The sequence below is a fragment of the Haliscomenobacter sp. genome (assembly GCF_033763495.1).
Classification (GTDB): Bacteria; Bacteroidota; Bacteroidia; order Chitinophagales; family Saprospiraceae; genus Haliscomenobacter.
The window spans coordinates 182,348-200,580 of sequence record NZ_JANRKL010000035.1; the positions used below are offsets into that span (position 1 = coordinate 182,348).

13 protein-coding genes are annotated in these 18,233 nt (G+C 47.7%); 5 read left to right on the forward strand and 8 right to left on the reverse strand.

The genetic code is table 11. The features are described 5' to 3' along the window. Nucleotides 1–5: 5 nt before the first annotated feature. The 4 genes from SFV55_RS04150 to SFV55_RS04165 all read left to right on the forward strand — a co-directional run bounded on the left by SFV55_RS04150 (nt 6) and on the right by SFV55_RS04165 (nt 2,812). Nucleotides 6–566, forward strand: a complete 561-nt coding sequence (locus tag SFV55_RS04150) for a fasciclin domain-containing protein (RefSeq protein WP_320028200.1) — start codon at nt 6–8, stop codon at nt 564–566. 57 nt (nt 567–623) lie between these two features. Continuing rightward, nucleotides 624–1,040 carry an Rrf2 family transcriptional regulator gene (locus tag SFV55_RS04155; protein WP_320028201.1) on the forward strand — a complete coding sequence of 139 codons (417 nt, stop codon included), beginning with the start codon at nt 624–626 and terminating at the stop codon, nt 1,038–1,040. Between the two features lie 44 nt (nt 1,041–1,084). Continuing rightward, complete coding sequence (locus SFV55_RS04160) at nt 1,085–1,540, forward strand: cytochrome c (protein ID WP_320028202.1); 456 nt, start codon at nt 1,085–1,087, stop codon at nt 1,538–1,540. Between the two features lie 63 nt (nt 1,541–1,603). Beyond that, on the forward strand, nt 1,604–2,812 hold the full coding sequence (locus tag SFV55_RS04165) for a hypothetical protein (protein WP_320028203.1): 1,209 nt from the start codon (nt 1,604–1,606) through the stop codon (nt 2,810–2,812). Here the strand turns inward: SFV55_RS04165 and SFV55_RS04170 are convergent. Further along, the gene (locus SFV55_RS04170; RefSeq protein ID WP_320028204.1) at nt 2,809–4,287 is read right to left on the reverse strand and encodes an acyl-CoA synthetase; all 1,479 of its coding nucleotides are present in this window, start codon (nt 4,285–4,287) and stop codon (nt 2,809–2,811) included. The two genes, SFV55_RS04165 and SFV55_RS04170, sit on opposite strands and share 4 nt — an antisense overlap. Before the next feature lie 111 nt (nt 4,288–4,398). Here SFV55_RS04170 and SFV55_RS04175 point away from each other — a divergent pair, with 111 nt between their 5' ends. Continuing rightward, the gene (locus SFV55_RS04175; RefSeq protein ID WP_320028205.1) at nt 4,399–7,467 is read left to right on the forward strand and encodes a glycoside hydrolase; all 3,069 of its coding nucleotides are present in this window, start codon (nt 4,399–4,401) and stop codon (nt 7,465–7,467) included. A gap of 182 nt (nt 7,468–7,649) precedes the next feature. Here the strand turns inward: SFV55_RS04175 and SFV55_RS04180 are convergent, their stop codons facing one another. The 7 genes from SFV55_RS04180 to SFV55_RS04210 all read right to left on the reverse strand — a co-directional run bounded on the left by SFV55_RS04180 (nt 7,650) and on the right by SFV55_RS04210 (nt 18,064). Beyond that, nucleotides 7,650–8,570: an AEC family transporter gene (locus SFV55_RS04180; protein ID WP_320028206.1), complete on the reverse strand. Its 921-nt coding sequence runs from the start codon at nt 8,568–8,570 to the stop codon at nt 7,650–7,652. A 101-nt stretch (nt 8,571–8,671) separates the two neighbouring features. Beyond that, nucleotides 8,672–11,998: a ThuA domain-containing protein gene (locus tag SFV55_RS04185; protein ID WP_320028207.1), complete on the reverse strand. Its 3,327-nt coding sequence runs from the start codon at nt 11,996–11,998 to the stop codon at nt 8,672–8,674. Continuing rightward, entirely contained in the window at nt 11,998–12,672 is a 675-nt protein-coding gene (locus SFV55_RS04190) for an SGNH/GDSL hydrolase family protein (protein ID WP_320028208.1), read from the reverse strand. The genes SFV55_RS04185 and SFV55_RS04190 overlap by 1 nt, the downstream gene beginning before the upstream one ends. 115 nt (nt 12,673–12,787) lie before the next feature. Next, nucleotides 12,788–13,708 carry a hydroxypyruvate isomerase family protein gene (locus tag SFV55_RS04195; protein ID WP_320028209.1) on the reverse strand — a complete coding sequence of 307 codons (921 nt, stop codon included), beginning with the start codon at nt 13,706–13,708 and terminating at the stop codon, nt 12,788–12,790. 84 nt (nt 13,709–13,792) lie between these two features. After that, a complete protein-coding gene (locus tag SFV55_RS04200) occupies nt 13,793–14,647 on the reverse strand; it encodes an FAD:protein FMN transferase (RefSeq protein ID WP_320028210.1) in 855 nt (284 codons plus the stop codon). A gap of 137 nt (nt 14,648–14,784) precedes the next feature. Further along, a complete protein-coding gene (locus SFV55_RS04205; protein WP_320028211.1) occupies nt 14,785–16,341 on the reverse strand; it encodes a DUF1501 domain-containing protein in 1,557 nt (518 codons plus the stop codon). A gap of 37 nt (nt 16,342–16,378) precedes the next feature. Beyond that, on the reverse strand, nt 16,379–18,064 hold the full coding sequence (locus SFV55_RS04210; protein ID WP_320028212.1) for a DUF1800 domain-containing protein: 1,686 nt from the start codon (nt 18,062–18,064) through the stop codon (nt 16,379–16,381). Nucleotides 18,065–18,233: the final 169 nt, after the last annotated feature.

Genomic DNA, 18,233 nt, shown 5'->3' on the forward strand with positions numbered 1-18,233 from the left:
TGATTATGAAATCACTAAGAACCACAACCATAGGTTCATTGGCACTATTACTGGGCCTACTTGTATGGGCCTGCCAGTCCAACACCTCAAATTCTACAGAGACAAAAGTCAGTGCCGCTGCCGGTGCTGGGCAGTCAGCGGTATCCGACGATGAATCGGCCAAGGATGTTGTCAAAGTTGCAGTGGCGTCGCCTGACCACAAAACCCTAGTCACCGCTGTGCAAACCGCAAACCTGGTAGACGTGCTGTCCAACGCTGGCCCTTTCACGGTTTTTGCCCCAACCGATGCAGCCTTCAATGCCTTACCCAAGGGTACGGTTGAAGACCTGTTGAAGGAAAAAAATCGGGAAAAACTCACCGACATTTTGCAGTATCATGTAGCGGTAGCGGGTTACCCAGCCGAGGCGCTTACAGATGGCCGGGTGCTCAGTATGGTCAACGGCGGATCAGCGACCATCAGCAACAAAGACGGCATAATTATGATCAATGACGCCAAGGTGGTCGGTACGGTCAAAGCCAGCAATGGCATCGTACACGTCATCGACAAGGTGATTTTACCGAAATGATTTCCCAACTTGTTGAGTATCTTGTGCACTGATTTTTTCGCTTTTGATTTTGAGCTTATGTTTTCCAAATCTTGTCAATACGCCATTCGCGCCGTGCTCTATCTTGCCGACAAAGGTAAGGATGGCCAATGTGTAGGGGTGAAAGAAATTGCCGAAACGCTGGAGGTTCCAGGGCCTTTTTTGGCCAAGTTGTTGCAACAATTATCTCGCAATCAGCTCATTGGTTCCACCAAAGGGCCACACGGCGGTTTTTGTATGAGCCCGGCACACCTGCAAGCCTCCCTGATTCGGGTGATTGAATGTATCGACGGGCCGGAAGTCTTCAGCTCTTGTGTCTTGGGTTTACCGGCGTGTAATGCAGCGAATCCCTGTCCTTTGCACTACCAATCCCTGGCTTACAAGCAGGGGATGCTCAAAATCTTGAAAGACAAAACCATTGCGGAAGTTGCTCAACAAGTCCCTGAAATCGTGTAGTTTTTAAATTCAATCCTCATTCACTTTTTCAATACTTGTTTATCATGAATAAGCACTTAGCACTGCTATTGGGCCTGGGCATTTTATTGTCCGCCTGCGGCGGTAATTCCAATCAAACAACGGATCAAGCCAGTGAAAAAGCGCCTGCACCAGCGGTCAGCGACAAAGGTATTGGTGAAATCAAATCTGTCACAATGAACAGTCCACTTAAACCCGATATGGTGGCCAAAGGACAAGCCATTTACGACATGAAATGTGCGGCCTGCCATAAGTTGGACGAAATGCGGGTGGTTGGCCCAGGTTGGAAGGGCCTCACTGAGCGCCGCAAACCCGAATGGATCATGAACATGATCACCAATGTTGAGGTGATGCTGGACAAAGATCCTGCCGCTCAGGCTTTGCTCGAAGAATGTCTCACACGGATGCCCAATCAGAATGTATCCGTTGGGGATGCCCGGGACATTCTGGAGTTCATGTACTCCATTGATGAAAAAAAGTAGTGTATCAATTGGGTTGGATCATCTATAATCACCTGGGTGATCCACCCTATAACTTTTAAGGCCATGCCCTCACTTTGGTTTCGAGTCGCCCTAGGTAACTTTTTCATCGCAGCACTCTTGGGGTTAACTCTTCGTTTCGCTTTTATCCAGGAAATCCCGTTTTTCAATTACAAAAACATCCTGCATGCTCACTCGCACGTGGCCATGTTGGGCTGGTTGTATTTGGGTTTGTACGGGCTGGTGGTCACTAATTTTGTACCAAAGGAACAGCTGGCATCCAAATTTTACCAGCGCCTATTTTGGCTTAGTCAAATCAGTGTTTTGGGTATGTTGTTTAGTTTTCCATTTCAAGGGTATGGCCCAGTGTCGATCAGTTTTTCCACCCTGCACATTTTTTGCGCCTATACCTTCGCAGCCAATGTATGGATAGATAGCAAGGCAACACCGGGTTATAGTCGACTTTTATTGCGAACATCTCTTGCTTTTATGGTACTCTCCACCTTTGGCATTTGGTCCATGGGCCCTCTAATGGCTTTGGGATTCAAACACAGCATTTGGTACCACCTGGCGGTGCAGTTCTTTTTACACTTCCAGTTCAATGGTTGGTTCATCATTGCGGTGTTGGCTTTGTTCTTTCGTTTGATGGAGCAAAAAGGACATTTGCCTTCCAAAACATTCCAGCGATGGTTTTATGGTTTACTGCTTAGCGCCACCTTTTTAACCTTTGCCTTGGCGGTGGCCTGGTCTGAGCCCCATCCGCTGGTATTTGCCTGCAATAGTATAGGTGTATTGCTCCAATTGGCGGCCCTGGTGTTGCTGCTTAGGCATCTTTGGCCAATCCGTGCGAGTATTAAAGCAGCCTTAGCCCCTGTTCAACTCCACCTTTGGCAATTGTCCCTGCTTAGTTTGTGTTTTAAAATAGTCGTGCAAGCCGCCGTGGCACTTCCCATCGTAGCCCAAATGGCCTACACCATCCGCAATTACATCATTGGTTTTATTCACCTGATGATGTTGGGCATTTTGAGTTTTTTTATCCTGGGTTTTCAATACGGGCAAGGTTTAAGTCTGAAGAAGAATCAAAGCTGGGGCTTGATTGCCTTGGGTACTGGGATCCTTGGATCAGAATCTTTGTTGTTTTTACAAGGCACTCTGTTTTGGGTTGGCTGGGGTTTTATGCCTGGCTATTATTTATTGCTCTTTGGCGCAAGTGCGTTGATGCCGATTGGAGTTGGATTGTTGTTGGTAAAAAGCAGCCCCAAAGTGGTGGTTTAAAACAAAACCTTCACATCCTTTTTCGTCACCTTACCCATGGCATTGCGCGGCAATTCAAGCACCAAAAGGTACTGCCGAGGCACCCGATAAGCGGGCATTCGTTCACGCATCCAAGTATTTAGTGCTTTAAGGTCAATTTCGGCTTTGGTGACCAGTGCAGCCGCTACCGTTTCGCCCCATTCTTCACTCGGCAAACCCACCACAGCACAATCCGCAATGGCTGGATGAGTGCGCAAAACTTCTTCTATTTCCAAGGCTGACAGCTTATAACCTCCGGATTTAATGATGTCCATCGAGGTGCGGCCGAGAATGCGGTAATATCCTTCTTCTACCACGGCAGTATCACCCGTCATAAACCAGCCATCAGCGGTGAAACTTTGCGCAGTAGCCTCCGGGCGTTGCCAGTATTCTAAAAAGACGTTGTCGCCTTTGATTTGAATCTCCCCAACCTCGCCGGGGCCAATTTCTTGCAGCTGGTCATCTACCAATCGAACCTCCACCCCCGGCAAGGGCATTCCGATGTATCCAGCCCGACGCTCTCCAGCATAGGGATTGCTGATCGCCATACCAATCTCGGTCATTCCGTAACGCTCCAACAAACGGTGGCCACTGATGCCTTCCCATTTTTCCATCACCGATACTGGCAATGCCGCTGATCCCGAAATCATCAAACGAAAAGCTTGCAAGCGAGTCTTCAATTGTGTTCGCGCCTCCGTTGACATCGCCTCCACTGCTTCGATCAATTTGAAATAAATGGTAGGCACGGCCATAAAGACGTTCAAATCACCATGTAAAAATATATCCAGCACTTTTTGAGCCTCAAAATGAGGCAAAAACTGCACTTTTCCCCCAGCCCACAAGGTGCAGGATACCACATTGATGATGCCATGCACATGGTGAAGAGGCAGAATACACAAGGTGTGGTCGGTATCCGCATAAGCCCAGGCTTCGATCAGCGATTCAATTTGCGCAGCAATGTTGCGGTGGGTAGTGACCACTCCTTTGGGTAAATTGGTCGTGCCGCTGGTGTATAAAATCATGGCCCGGCGGCTTAGCTCAATCTGAGGCAAAACGTCTTTTGCTTCTGGTTCTTCATTGCCCAGAATAATCAAACGAAGTCCTTTTTCACGACAGTAATCGGCTAAAACAGCCTCAAATTCCGGTGAAATCACCACAATTTCCGCTTGGGTATCCTCCAAAACATACTGCAATGAAGGTAAGGGGTAGGTAATGCATAATGGTACAACAACACCGCCTGCCAGCCATATCCCCCATTGGGTGCGCACGTAGTCGAAGCCGGGTTTGACCATGAAGGCGATACGGCGTTCAGCAAGATCAGACTCATTTTGCAGCAAATTGTAAGCAAACGCTTCGGCTGCGTTTAAAAGGTTACCGTAGGTATACGATTGATCCTCCTGAAGGATAGCAATGCGATTAGGATGCGATTTGGCGTAGTTGAAAATGGGTAGTGACATACTGTATTGGAATAATCAAAAATGAACTGCCAAAATAAAAATCCTTATCGAATCAGTACTGGAATCCACCCAAAATCGGCTAACTTTCCCACAAACAATCACGGATTCCGTATGAAAACCAATAAAACCATTCAACTTCTACTCTTTTCCCTGCTGGTATTTTTCCAGGCACAGGCCCAACCCTACGACGCCAAACTGTTCAATTCCATGCGTTGGCGGATGATTGGCCCGCATCGGGGAGGCCGCACCGTGGGTGCAGTAGGTGTGCCCCAACAACCTAACGTTTTTTACATCGGGGTCAACCATGGTGGCGTTTGGAAAACGACTGACTATGGCCGTACCTGGGTGCCCATTTTTGACGATCAACCCACTGGTTCGATCGGGGATGTTGGCGTAGCACCTTCCAACCCCAATGTGCTCTATGTCGCCAGCGGTGAAGGCCTCCAGAGGCCCGATTTGTCCGTCGGAGATGGGATGTACAAATCGGTGGATGCAGGCAAAAGCTGGCAACACATTGGCCTACGCGAAGGCCAACAAATCGGGGGCATCGACATAGATCCCCGCGATGAAAACCGCGTTTTTGCCGCCATACTGGGCCATCCCTACGGCCCCAATACCGAACGTGGCGTTTACCGAACTACCAACGGCGGCAAAACCTGGGAACGAGTATTGTACAAGGATGAAAACACGGGCGCGATCCAGGTGACCATCGATCCCAGCAACTCCAATATCGTTTATGCCAGCTTGTGGGCTGCCCGCCAAGGGCCCTGGGAAAATGGCGCTTGGCAAGGCCCTGAAACTGGGTTTTACAAATCCACTGATGGCGGAACTACCTGGCAAAAAAAGGCCACAGGTTTGCCCACTTTTGCAGAAGGACTAGGGCGCATTGGCTTTTGTATAGCGCCCAGTCAAACCCAACGGCTCTACGCCACTGTCGACGCGCCGACCAAAGGCGGCATCTACCGCAGCGACGACGGTGGTGAATCCTGGACCTTGATGAATCCCGATGCCCGGTTTTGGGGCCGAGGTAGCGATTTTGCCGAAGTGAAAGTGGATCCCAAAAACCCCGACATCGTTTATTCCGCCAATGTTGTGGCCTGGAAATCGTCGGACGGAGGCAAAAACTGGACCGCATTTCGCGGTGCTCCCGGCGGCGACGACTACCACCGCATCTGGATCAATCCCAACAATCCAGACATCATCTTGTTTGCGAGCGATCAGGGAGCCATTATTACCGTCAACGGTGGAGAAACCTTCAGTTCCTGGTACAATCAGCCTACTGCGCAGTTTTACCACGTGAGCACCGACAATGCGTTCCCTTACAATGTATACGGCGGCCAACAGGAAAGTGGCTCGGTGGGGATTACCTCAAGAGGCAACGACGGCCGTATCACCTTCCGGGAATGGCATCCCGTAGGAGTAGAAGAATATGGATATGTAGCCCCCGATCCACTCGACCCCAACATCATTTACGGCGGCAAGGTCACCCGTTTTGACAAACGTACGGGTCAAACCCAAAACATCGCTCCAGAAGCTGTTCGATCCGGCAAGTACCGTTTTATTCGAACTGCGCCCATTCTGTTTTCGCCCATCAATCCAAAGACCTTGTATTATGCAGGAAACGTGTTGTTCAAGACCCGAAATGGAGGAAATTCCTGGGAAATCATCAGCCCCGATCTGACCCGGGAAACTTACGATGTACCAGAAAGCGTAGGCGTTTACACCAGTGCAGACATGAAAACCATGCCCCGGCGAGGCGTCATTTACACCATTGCACCCTCCCCTCTGGATTCCAATTTGATTTGGGTTGGCACCGATGATGGATTCATTCAAGTAACAAGGGATGGCGGCAAAAACTGGAGTAACGTCACTCCACCTGCGATTACTTCCTGGAGTAAGGTATCGATCATGGAAGCCAGTCATTTTGACAAAAACACTGCTTATGCTGCGGTCAATCGCATCCGTTGCGACGATTTGCGCCCCCACATCTACCGCACCCGCGACGGGGGCAAAACCTGGCAAGAAATTGTTACCGGTTTGCCGGATGACCCAATCAACGCCGTCAAAGAGGATCCGCTCAAAAAAGGTTTACTTTTTGCAGGTTCGGAGCGAATGGTTTCAGTTTCCTTTGATGATGGGGACCATTGGCAGTCCTTGCGTTTAAATATGCCAGCAACTTCTATCCGCGATTTAGTGATCAAAGACGATGATATTGTAGTGGGTACCCACGGGCGTTCATTCTGGATTCTGGACGACATCACGCCACTGCGGCAATTGACACCCGCTATGGCCGCCCAAAACTCGATTTTGTACAAACCCCAATTGACTTACCGGGTGCGCTGGAACATGAACACGGATACGCCAATTCCGCAGGAAGAACCCTCCGGAGACAATCCTCCCGATGGTGCAGTAATCAATTATTACCTCAAAGAGGCCGCCACGGTGAGTTTAGAAATTTTGGATGCGGCTGGGAATTTGGTGCGCAAATTTACTCCAAATGACCCCTCAGATAATATTCCCCCAAACAATGTACCGCCCTATTGGATTCGCCCTCAACAGATTTTGTCAGGCGCAGCAGGTTCGCATCGTTTTGTTTGGGATTTGCACTACACTCCGCTGCCTGGACCTGTCAATTTCCCGATTGCAGCCACCTATCGCAATACTGCTCCACGGCCCACTGGCCCTTGGGTCATGCCAGGCAATTATACCGTGCGACTGACCGTCAATGGTCAAAGCTTTACACAGCCTTTGGTGATCAAGATGGATCCTCGGGTAAAAACCAGTACTGCTCAATTGCGGCAACAGTTTGACTTGTCGATGACTTGTTATGATGGGCAAAAAAAATTAAATGCTCTGCTCAATCAGACAGCAGGATTGCGTGGGCAAATCAAAACCAATTTGGGCTTGCTCAAAAATGGGGTGTTGGCGCCAAAATTGCACGATTTGAACGAATCCCTGGTCGCCCTGGAAAAAGAATTTGGACCAGCAAGTCGGACTTTTGCTGGCCTTTTTGGCGTTTTGCAGGATGCGGACATGCCACCTACCAACCAGGCCGTTGAGGCTGTTTCAACGGCTCAATCCGTTTTGGAGGGGATCAATAAAAAAATGGAAGCCATCAAGGGAACGCTGCCAGATATCAATACTGCCTTGAAAAGGATGAATTTGAAAATCCTGGAATAGTGTGAAGCATAGCCGCTTACCTCCAAGTCTGTGCGGCACAGAACCTTCCGAAAGTGGAAAACTTTCGGAAGGGCGTTTTGAATTTGGTACCTATGCTCCAAATCTAGAGCCCCCTTCCCGAAAGCTTTCCACTTTCGGGAAGTTCTTTTACCGCAAGATTTTGCGCATTAACTCATCCAAAATCACTGCAAGCCCAACAACAACACCACTCCCCACATCAACGCAAAACTGATCAACAAAGAAATATTCAGCAGCGTCCCCGCAATCCGGGAATCAAAATTCATTTCATCCGAAAAAGGCAAAATAGTCATGCCAATGGGCAGCAACACACAAACGATCAATACGCTGCGCATCTGCGAATCCGCAGGCAACAAAAAATACAACACTGCCACGGCCATAAATCCCACGCCATATCGAATCGCCAATACTTTGGAAATGGCCTTCAATTTGTTTTTGTCCAGGGCAAAACTCAGGTAAAGCCCCATTAGCAACAAGACCAATGACTTGTTAGCAGAAGCCAAAACATCCAGGCCATCCATCATCAACTTTGGCACTGGAATGTTCAAAACATTGATTGTCAGACCCACAAACATGGCTAAAAAAGGTGGCAAACTAAACACCCGCTTGAGGATCTTCCGCCAATCAACTGCTTGCGCTCCGCTTGATGCGATGTAACTCCCCAGAGGATAGACAATCCCAAATGCAATGATGGTATTCCCAATATCGTACATCACTGCATAAACCAGGGCTTCTTTGCCAAATAGCCCTTCGATGATTGGAAAACCAAATAAGCCTACATTGGCTGTGCCAGCACCCATGGTGAGCACGCCCCTTAGTTCGTTCGAATAGTTGCCAAACCAAAACCAGGCAATTGTAAGCATCAGGCTACAAAAGCCGATACAAAACAGCGGAAGTAAAAACAACGAAGGAGTCAGTTCCACCCGCACCATGGACACCAGCATCAAAGCAGGAAAAGTAGTGTGCATCAAAAACTTGGAGATGATCTTGCCCTCCTCTTCTTTGATAAACCCGTATTTTTTCAAAAAAAAACCTAAAGCGATGATGCTGAGGGTGATGATAAAGACGTGGTTGGCTTGGGTCATTTCAAGCGTGCGTTTTTGTGTTTATGGCCTCAAAGATAACAGCCAATATCCAAGCATAAAGCTCAAATATTGGCTGTCGTAATATTTAGAAAAGAAACTTATTATTTAAACTCAAACTTTTCCACTCCTCCTAGGAAATTCCCCTTCGCATCCGGGTTTCGGAATACGATGAAAATGTCCTGTTTCCCAGCGGGAGCAGCAGCAGTCAATTTTAAGGGCGCATCCTTTTTGTCTCCTTTGGGGAAACTGGTTTCAGCCAACAGGGTACCTTCCGGCGACCCCGTACGCAATTCTATTTTTCCACCCACGCCATAACCTTTGGTGTACACCGTGACTTCAGAAACACCCGCCAGGTCAATGCCATTGTAGCGCAAGTAAGCATTGTCGTTGGCCACTTGCATTGGGTTGTTGCCCCGTGCGCGCATCATTTCCCGATTGGCATCCGCTTCGGTTGCGTACAGGATGGGAGAACGCAATGCAATCGTCTGGCTGGCGATCAAAGCGCCTACCATGGGAATCCCTTTGTCAGTATAGCTGGCACTAAGAATGTACATCCCCGGCTGCTTTTTCTCATGTTCCGTCAGGCTGACAGTAGCTGCGAGTGGGCGGTTTTCCGGTTTTTTATCTTTTGCCAATGACAAAATGTATTCTGCCATTGATTCGGCTTCCGACTTGGTCAATTGAGGGTGAGCGTTCATCGCTTGTTCTCCCCAGACTCCTTTGCCTCCTTTGAGGATTTTATTGGCCAAAATTCCGGCTACTGGCTCCCAACTGGTTTTGTATTTATTGGAAACATCCATCCAACTTGGTCCTACCGACTTATCATTCATCTGGTGGCAAGACTTACAATCGGAGAGTTCGATCAGGCGTTTGCCTGCCACAAAACCAGAGTTGGTTTGGTGCCCTTGAGCTACGCCCGTACGGTCGAAGCCTTCGATGTAGTTCAAACTCACCGCCACATCTTCGCCACTGATGCCTTTGCCCACTTCGCCGTCTTCTTTGTCGCTTACCTTAATGGCATACTCCAATGGTTTTCCAGGGAAGAAGAAGGTTTGGTTACCCTTTACCGTTAAATCCAGTTTCGGCATTTCATTGCCTACCCGGATGCCCACTTTTGAGCTGGACGTTTTGCCCTGTGCATCAGTTACTGTGAGTTCAGCCTCATAAAATCCAGGTTTTTTGTACTTGGCAACCGCACTGGAGGCCTTGCTGCCTTTACCATTACCAAAATCCCAGTCGTAGGTCAAAGCTTGACCTTCGGGGTCTTTGGAAGCGGTAGCACTCAAGTTTACACTAAGTGGTTTTTTGCCAGCAGTGGTACTTGCTTCCAATTTTGCCATTGGTGGTAAATTGCCCGGGTTATATTCAATTTTGAACAAGGTTGCGTCTTCATTGGCAGAAAACCATTTTTTGCCATACTCCAACATGTACAAGGTTCCATCGGTGTGGAAAGCCATGTCCATTGGGTTGGACAAAGGTACATTTGGCGCAAAACGCTCCATGTCGGCGTATTTTCCGTTTTCATCCAAGGTAAATACCATGATCCAATCGCGCATCCACTCGTAGGCAAAAAACTTGCCATTGTAGTAGTTCGGGAAACGATTGGGGGCGTTTTTGAAATCGTCGGCATAATAAACAGGACCAGCCATAGGGTTGCGGCCTCCTTTGCCCATCAGGGGAAATTCGTTGGATACAGCGTAGGGATACCATACCAGTGGCGATTGTGCAGCGGGCAATTCAATCAATCCCGTGTTGTGCGCACTTTCGTTCACTGGTGCTTTAGGGTCATAGGCGGCACCCGCAGTTTTGGTGTCAAAATCCCAGCGGCGATAGGGTTTGTTGTTGGCAACAAAAAGTGGCCAGCCAAAGTAACCCGCTTTCTGAGCCTGATTGAACTCACAGTGACCACGGGGGCCACGCTCAGCATTGTCTTCACCTGCATCTGGGCCTACATCGCCCCAATACACAAAACCAGTACGTTTGTCTACCGAAATGCGGTAAGGATTGCGGCAACCCATTACATAAATTTCCGGACGGGTTTTGGGCGTGCTGGGAAGATACATGTTGCCTTCAGGAATGGTGTAAGTGCCATCAGGTTGTACTTTGATCCGCAGAATTTTACCCCGCAAATCATTGGTGTTTGAGGAAGTATATCTAGCGTCAAAACCTGCGCGGCCGGGGCGACCATCCATTGGGCCGTAGCCGTCCGATTCAAAAGGATTGGTGTCGTCTCCAGTGCTCAAAAAGAGGTTGCCTTTGCCGTCAAAATCGATGGAGCCGCCGGTATGGCAGCAGCCGTCTTTTTTAACTTGAACCCGCAAAACAACTTTTTCGGAAGAAAACAACAGCGTGTCTTTCACATCGTCATACGTGAACTGTGAGAGGCGGTTTTCCTTTGAGTTATCGTTGGGCGTGTAAAACAAAAACAGGCGTTTGTTCTGAGCGTAGTTGGGATCCGCACCCAAGCCCATCAAACCATATTCGTGGGTAGAAAAGACGGGTACATTGGCCACTACTTTTACATTGCCTGTTTGGGGGTTCCACATTTTTAATTTTCCCTTGCGCTCGGTGAACAACACCTTCCCGTTGGGCAAAACGGCCAACTCGGTCGGCTCGTCAAGGTTATTCACCAAGACGGTTTTTGTAAAGCGAGCCGGATCTGGTACCTGTTCACTTTTGGCCTTGCTGTAGTCCAGTTTTTCGGACATGGCCCAAGTCAAACCACCGATGAAGTGTTTGGCAATCCGAGGGTCGGAAAAGGACTCCCAGGTGTGGCCATAATTGGAATAAAATGACTTTCCACCATCAAATTCATGGTACCAGGCCATAGGGTGAAAATCGCCCATCTTGCCATCCTTGTACGATTTTTCATCCACTTTGATCAGTGGTTTGATTAAATCAGTACGCAGAGATTTGAAGTCGTAAAATTCGTCGGTGTGGTCAAAAGTGGCATCCAGATGCTGCGTAGAAGGGTGATTCCGATCCATTACGGTCATGGTCCCTTTCTGAACATTCGGGTTGCCAGGGTGACTGGCAAAATACCCACCCATCAGCTTGTTGTACCAGGGCCAGCCATATTCGGTATCGGAAGCGGCGTGGATGCCCACATAAGCTCCTCCGGCCTGGATGTAGCGTTCAAAGTTGACTTGTTGTGATGGGCTCAATACATCGCCCGTGGTGTTTAGCCACACCACGGCATTGTAACGCTTGAGGTTTTCCTCGGTAAATTTGTTGCTGTCTTCAGTAGTGTCCACTACAACTCCTGCGGTTTTGCCCCAATCCTGAAAGAATTGGATGCCACGCTGAATGGAGTTATGGCGCCAACCCATGGTTTTGGAGAAAACCAAAATTCGCTTTTGGGAAAAAGCGCTCAATGAAAAAAGACAGAGAAACACTAGGATGATGTGATCTTTGCGCATTTTAAACATTATTTTACAATCATTTTTAACAATAAATCGGCTACCAACTGATTGCCTGCATCATTCAAATGGACCCGGTCGGTGGTCAAAATACCTGACTCCTGATTTTTAGGATTGTTCTTCAGGTTGTAGGCCAGGAATTCCTTGCGCAGGTCAGCCAATGGGCAATCTAATTTGCCAGCAATGTCCCGAATCATGTTGGAGTAGCGATTGAGGTCGCCATCCTGTTGGTTGCTGTGATCCGTGCGTTCACCAATCACAGCAGGAGTGCAACAAATGACCTTGATGCCGTTGGATTGGAACTTTTTGATCAGGGCAAGATAGAATTTTTCAAACTTGTCCGGATCAGTGCCAGTCTGATGGCTGGTTTTGTGCCAAACATCGTTGACTCCCACATAAATCACCACAAGATTGGGCTTGTGAGCCAATACATCTTCTTCCAGGCGGAGGTACAAGTCGTAAACTTTGTTGCCTCCAATCCCTGCACCAATGAGTTGGTACTTGTCCTTGATGCCCTGTTTGATCAGTGCATCTTTCATTTTGGTAATGTACCCTCCGGGTTGCACACCGGCCTGGGTAATCGAATCGCCAAAAAATACGACTTTCACTACTTCGTCTTTGGTCATGGCCAGAGAAAGTAAACTCAAGGCCAGAGTGAACAAAAAGGTGTTGGATTTGAACATCGCTAGAAGTTTATGTTGAGAAGTTGAGAAGTTGAGGCTACCGCAGCGACTTGAACAAGGACATTGTCAAAGTTATTGCGGCAGCCTCAACTCCTCAACTTCTCAACCCCTAAGTTTAAAAATTGTCGCTTTCTTCATACGCCTTAATCAAGGCCATTTCGCCATCTTTACCAGGTTTGGCATTGCCGTGTTCCATCCCCATTACACCTTTGAAGCCCTTGTCATGGATGTACTTAAAGACGTTTTTGTAATTGATTTCCCCGGTGGTAGGTTCTTTGCGACCTGGATTGTCCCCAATTTGGAAATAAGCAATTTCGTCCCAGGCGCGTTCGATGTTCGGGATGAGGTTGCCTTCAGTGATTTGTTGGTGGTAAATGTCGAAGAGAATTTTGCAGGAAGGACTATCAACAGCCTTGCATATCTCGTAACCCTGGGCAGCTTTAGAGAGGAACAGTCCTGGGTGGTCCCGGAAATTGAGTGGTTCCAAGACCATGACGATGCCATGCGGTTCCAGAATGTCACAAGCTTGTTTGAGGGATTCCACCACATTGGCAGTTTGGTAACCCATGTCCTGACGCAAATCCACATAACCAGGTACCACCGTGGCCCACTTGGCGTTTACCCGTTTGGCAACTTCTACCGATTCTTTGATGTGTTTGAGGAATTCATCCCGTTTGTCTTGTTTGCCGCTGGTTAAACTGGGTTCCGTCCAATAAATTTTATGTGCCACAAAAACCCCCATTTCCATGCCCAATTTGCCCATGGTGTCGGCGATTTTACTTTGCAATTCCGGGGTGCGATCTTTCATCCCATTGTCTTCCAGGGCTGTGAACCCTTGGTCGGCCATAAATTTCAATTGATCGATTGGGTCGTCACCTGCGCTATTTTTGAACATCCCAAAATGTGGCGCATATTTCATTTTGAATTGGCGCTTCGACGAAGCAGGACTATTGGGAGTTGCGGCGTTTAAAGTAGCACCGGACGCGATAGCCGCAGAGGCAGCAAAAGCGGATTGGACGAATTTCCTTCTAAGCATTTGTACTTTTGTTTGTTCGGTACAAAATAAGGAAAAGACTTTGAGGGATAAAATGTTATTTGTAGATATTCAGCGTACAAATCCCTAATCTTTTGATTTATACACTTCTAGGCTGTATCTGGAAAATTTTTTCATCAAATTTTTTCGCTCTTCTGGATTGGAAACATTGAAGGCGGTAGCCAGTGCATCGGTCAAGGTAGCCTTTGGCCCAATCACTCGGCTCAATTGCCGGTGCTGAATTCCGAGTCCTGTGCGGGGATCGATGATGTGTGAATAGCGCTGGCCCTCCCAATCCAAAAAACGATAAGTATCACCTGAGGTAGACACTGCTGCATGCACCAATGACAGTTCTATATCCACGGTTTCGCCCTTTTCACTTAAACCCTTGCTGGCAATGATCCAGGCAGTTTTGCCAGGTGGTGGCGCCCCTACCCTGATATCGCCCCCTGCGGCCACCAATGCGCTGCTTATTCCCGCTTTACGTAAAATTTTAAAACATTCATCAACCGTAAATCCTTTGGCAATGCCACCTGCATCCAGACGAATGCCAACTTCAAGCAGACGAATCTTTTTTCCAAAAGGAAAGCACTGAATAGAGCGGCAGTTGACTTTTGCCTTGGCTTCTTCAATTTCTGCTTTGGTCGGGAACTGGCTTTGCCGAAAGGCCCGCCGCCACAATTTACTCAAAGGGCCAACGCTGAGATCAAAGGCACCATTACTCCTTTTGGCAATTTTTTGGGAAAGGGTGATCAAGCGCCACATTTCGGGGCTTACTTTTACTTTTCCACCTGTCCCTGCCGAAGCCGAGAGCCGATTGATTTCACTACTTTCTAAATAATCACTAAATAACGCATTGAGGCTATCAATGCGATTAAATATTTTTTTGGCGATTTGCTTGCCTTTTAGGGTATCATTTGTGTACAAAACAACTTGAAACAAAGTCCCCATTTGAGGATGAAAAAATTCCTGCCTTTGCCCATGAGCCAAGACAGGAATCAAGAAAAAAAACCAACAAAAAAATCGCATTCGAATAATTTTAGCGGCAGGGCAAAATGAACATTTATGTTTATCGCCCTTTATATTTTGACCATCCTCAGGGTCTGCACCTCGCGGCCAACCTGGATGCGACAAAAATATATTCCAGCTGGCAAATAGTCTCCAACAAAATCTACTTGATGATCACCAGCCCCCAATTGTTGGCTCATTAACACCTTTAATTCGCTACCAATGTTGTCAAATACGCTGATTCTGGTCCAGGCAGAGCCATTCAAGCGGAAGCTAATGCGGGAACTCTCGCGGAATGGATTAGGATAAGCTTTGACCGAAGTAGGTTCGAAGCTCAGGTCTTCAGTATCCGTTGCCACTGCACAGTTTTTGACAATTGGCAAACGAGTGTAGTTGGCAAACAGGTAATCTTTGATCTCTGCTTCACTTACCCCGAACCAGTCCTGCAAAATCGAGCCATACACATCACGGAAGTCGATTTGCATTGGCACACCGGTTTGGTCAGGCACTGTAGCTGGAATTTCAGGATTTTTGCCCACAATCTGTTTGCCTACACAGGAGCCGAACACAAACAGCGGAGCTGCAGTACCGTGGTCGGTACCCATGCTAAAGTTGGATTTAATCTGGCGGCCAAACTCGGAAAAAGTCAAGCCCAGCACCCTTTCTTCCAACTGCATCAAGCGCAAATCCTCCTGGAATGCCTTGATTGCTTCCGATAAAATCAGCAGCAATTCACGTTGGGTTCCTCGGGTGGTATCACTGACATCGACCTGGTTGGCGTGGGTATCAAAACCGCCCAAGTTGGCGACAAATACCCTGGTTTTAATCCCCCCCGAAAGCAAAAGAGCTACGTTTTTTAATTGAGAAGCTAAATTGGAGGTTGGGTATGTAGCCAGGTTTTTGCCTTTTTTGGACGCTGCTCCAATTACATCCGCATACTGGTTGGTTTGCGATATAGAAGTGCGTAAAAAGGACAGTTCTTGACCATATGGCGTTTCAGGAAACAAGGTTTCTTTACCTTCGGTCAATTTTCCAAAGTTGAAAGGGTCGGTCAGCGTCAGACTGAAATTCCCCACGGTGCCCTGGCAAGTTTCGGATACAGTACTCCCCAATGTGATTGCAAAGGGGTCAGGAAATTCACCACTTGGATAACCTTCCGGATAAGTAGGGTGGTCATCCTGAAAGTAGCGGCCTACCCAGCCAGTATTTAAGTATTCATTGGCACTTGAAGCCGATTGCCAGATGTCCGTTGAGCGAAAATGGGAGCGGTTTTGGTTGGGATACCCAACACTGTGCACAACTCCTAATTTTCCATCCTGAAACAATTGCTGAAAGCCAGTCATCGTTGGATGTAAGCCCGTTTCAGTGGAGATTTTTAGTGCTTTGGTATCTGGAATCAGGATGTTGGCGCGCAATTTCGACAAATTACTGTATTGGTCCAATGGCAGTACCACGTTCAACCCATCATATCCTCCACTCAACCGAACGATGACCAATACTTTATCCGAATAGGGATCTACACTGCTAAAAAGAGGGCTCATGGGTGCAGCGGAAATTTTCATCCCGTTTAATACCATTGGAACCGTTGCAGCTACCCCCGCCGTTTTGATGAAATTTCTTCTTTTCATGGTTTTGAAATTTGGGAAACAACCCGAAAGGTTTGTTCTAGCTTAGGAAAAATTCAGGCAAACTCAAAATGGCTTTCACCAAATTCCGCAACTTGGTTTCCGCACTTGAACGCGCGGTGTTGTTACCAGGATTTTTGGTGTAGTTCGTCCAAATCGTATTCCATTCGTAGTCCGGGGTTCCTGCCAGAAAAGCATTCATCAAATCGGTCATCTGTGGTTCGGTCAAAGACTGTGGCAGCAGTACACTGATCATGTCTTCAACGAGCAAGTATGGATCGTTGGGGTTAGGCATTGTATTGGCGAAGTTCAACACATTCAGGCCAGTCCGTACCCCAACCGTATAATTGTTGGTTGCCATACGGTCGGTCAGACGCATCCTGGCTTGCAACGTAGTGGCATTGATCCAAATGCGGTAAAAAGCTGGCTCCTGGTAATAGGGTTTCCAACCAGCTACGTCTGGAGGATCAAAATAGACCATTTGTTGGTTGTTCACCTCCCTGATTAATGAAGACAAAGCCCGGTGCCGGGCGGCCAAATCCGAAGCCTCCATGGCATTCCATCCAATTTGTTTGAGCAGATTCAGGCTAAATACCAGGGGGTTTTTGATCATAGGCCCCATGTTTAAGACGTCAAAAAAGTGCTCACTTTTTAGCAGAGCCATCAAAGCTGGCTTGATTTCGTAGTTGTTTTGCACCAAAACCTCTGCCATCGGCTCAATCACATTTTGGTCTACCTCGGCACTGATCTCGTAATACACGAACCAGCGGTACAGTTTTCTGCAAATGAAACGCGCTACTTCTTTTTTGGTAAAGATAATGTCCACCACGGTCTCGTGCTCCTTGTCAAAACCATTGTTGATCACAGTTTCGTCAAAACGGTGCGACAATTTTTTGGTTTTTGTATCGTGGGAAGAAATGCGGAAGAAGGAGCCTACTTTGGTGGTGGCATCGGTGGTGTTGTACCCCTGATCTCGCCAACCTGTGAGTGCACGGGCAAACTCCCGGATGTCTTGCTCAGTATAATTGGAATAGTCGCCTGGCCCGACCAGAGGACCTTTGCCAATGGTAAACAATTCCAACACTTCTCGCGCATAGTTTTCATTGGGTGCGTTGACCGTATTTTGATTGCTGTTCAAAAAGCGCAACATTAAGGGATCAATGTTGATTTTTTTGATCAACTCCTTAAAATTGCCCCAAGCGTAGGTGCGCAAAAGGGTGATGTGGCGGTACCAAAACTTGGGATCCTGGTTGTCTCCAACCCCAAAATGATTGTGCCAAAATAAGGTCAACTGCTCGCGAATCGATACCTCTTCATTGAGAATGTTTTCGTAGGTCCAGGTTCGCAATGAGGTATTGCGGTACCCTTGGTGCAGAAGATTACCGTTGGTAGTATCCCTTACGTAAGGTGCATCGATCCAGGTAGAACCCACCGGTACACTGGGATCGGTGGTATAATCATAATTCAGTGGAGGATTCGGAAGTGGTCTGTCCTTGAACAATTCATCCAAAGTCGCATTCAAGCCCTTGCTTGCTGCATCTTTAATTTGGGCGTATTTTGGCCCAAAAGTAGCGCGGCGCAGTAGGTGAGCGGCCTGTTCAAACCCAAAAGTACCAGCGTAGGGAGCTAGTCCCAATACAGGTGGTTTTGGCGTTTCAATTGGGGGAGTCGCTTTCGCAGCATGGGAGCGGCCCAATAGAGTAGAAAGCGTAGCTCTTCTATCCATAGGTTAAGAGTTTGGTTGTGAGGTGGAAAATGACCTTGCCGGATTAGACGACACAAGTTAATAAAAGTTTAATGAGCTTGAAAAAAGATTGCTACTGGATTAATGAAGATAAATTTAAGACTGAGGAACGGAAATGAACTAAAGTGACAATCTGGCTGGCTCTTTTTTG

What these genes read in the sequence shown, in the direction of transcription:
- SFV55_RS04150 (WP_320028200.1), top strand. Translation starts at nt 6, where the DNA reads ATGAAATCACTAAGAACCACAACCATAGGTTCATTGGCACTATTACTG.
- SFV55_RS04155 (WP_320028201.1), top strand. Translation starts at nt 624, where the DNA reads ATGTTTTCCAAATCTTGTCAATACGCCATTCGCGCCGTGCTCTATCTT.
- SFV55_RS04160 (WP_320028202.1), top strand. Translation starts at nt 1,085, where the DNA reads ATGAATAAGCACTTAGCACTGCTATTGGGCCTGGGCATTTTATTGTCC.
- SFV55_RS04165 (WP_320028203.1), top strand. Translation starts at nt 1,604, where the DNA reads ATGCCCTCACTTTGGTTTCGAGTCGCCCTAGGTAACTTTTTCATCGCA.
- SFV55_RS04170 (WP_320028204.1), bottom strand. Translation starts at nt 4,287, where the DNA reads ATGTCACTACCCATTTTCAACTACGCCAAATCGCATCCTAATCGCATT.
- SFV55_RS04175 (WP_320028205.1), top strand. Translation starts at nt 4,399, where the DNA reads ATGAAAACCAATAAAACCATTCAACTTCTACTCTTTTCCCTGCTGGTA.
- SFV55_RS04180 (WP_320028206.1), bottom strand. Translation starts at nt 8,570, where the DNA reads ATGACCCAAGCCAACCACGTCTTTATCATCACCCTCAGCATCATCGCT.
- SFV55_RS04185 (WP_320028207.1), bottom strand. Translation starts at nt 11,998, where the DNA reads ATGTTTAAAATGCGCAAAGATCACATCATCCTAGTGTTTCTCTGTCTT.
- SFV55_RS04190 (WP_320028208.1), bottom strand. Translation starts at nt 12,672, where the DNA reads ATGTTCAAATCCAACACCTTTTTGTTCACTCTGGCCTTGAGTTTACTT.
- SFV55_RS04195 (WP_320028209.1), bottom strand. Translation starts at nt 13,708, where the DNA reads ATGCTTAGAAGGAAATTCGTCCAATCCGCTTTTGCTGCCTCTGCGGCT.
- SFV55_RS04205 (WP_320028211.1), bottom strand. Translation starts at nt 16,341, where the DNA reads ATGAAAAGAAGAAATTTCATCAAAACGGCGGGGGTAGCTGCAACGGTT.
- SFV55_RS04210 (WP_320028212.1), bottom strand. Translation starts at nt 18,064, where the DNA reads ATGGATAGAAGAGCTACGCTTTCTACTCTATTGGGCCGCTCCCATGCT.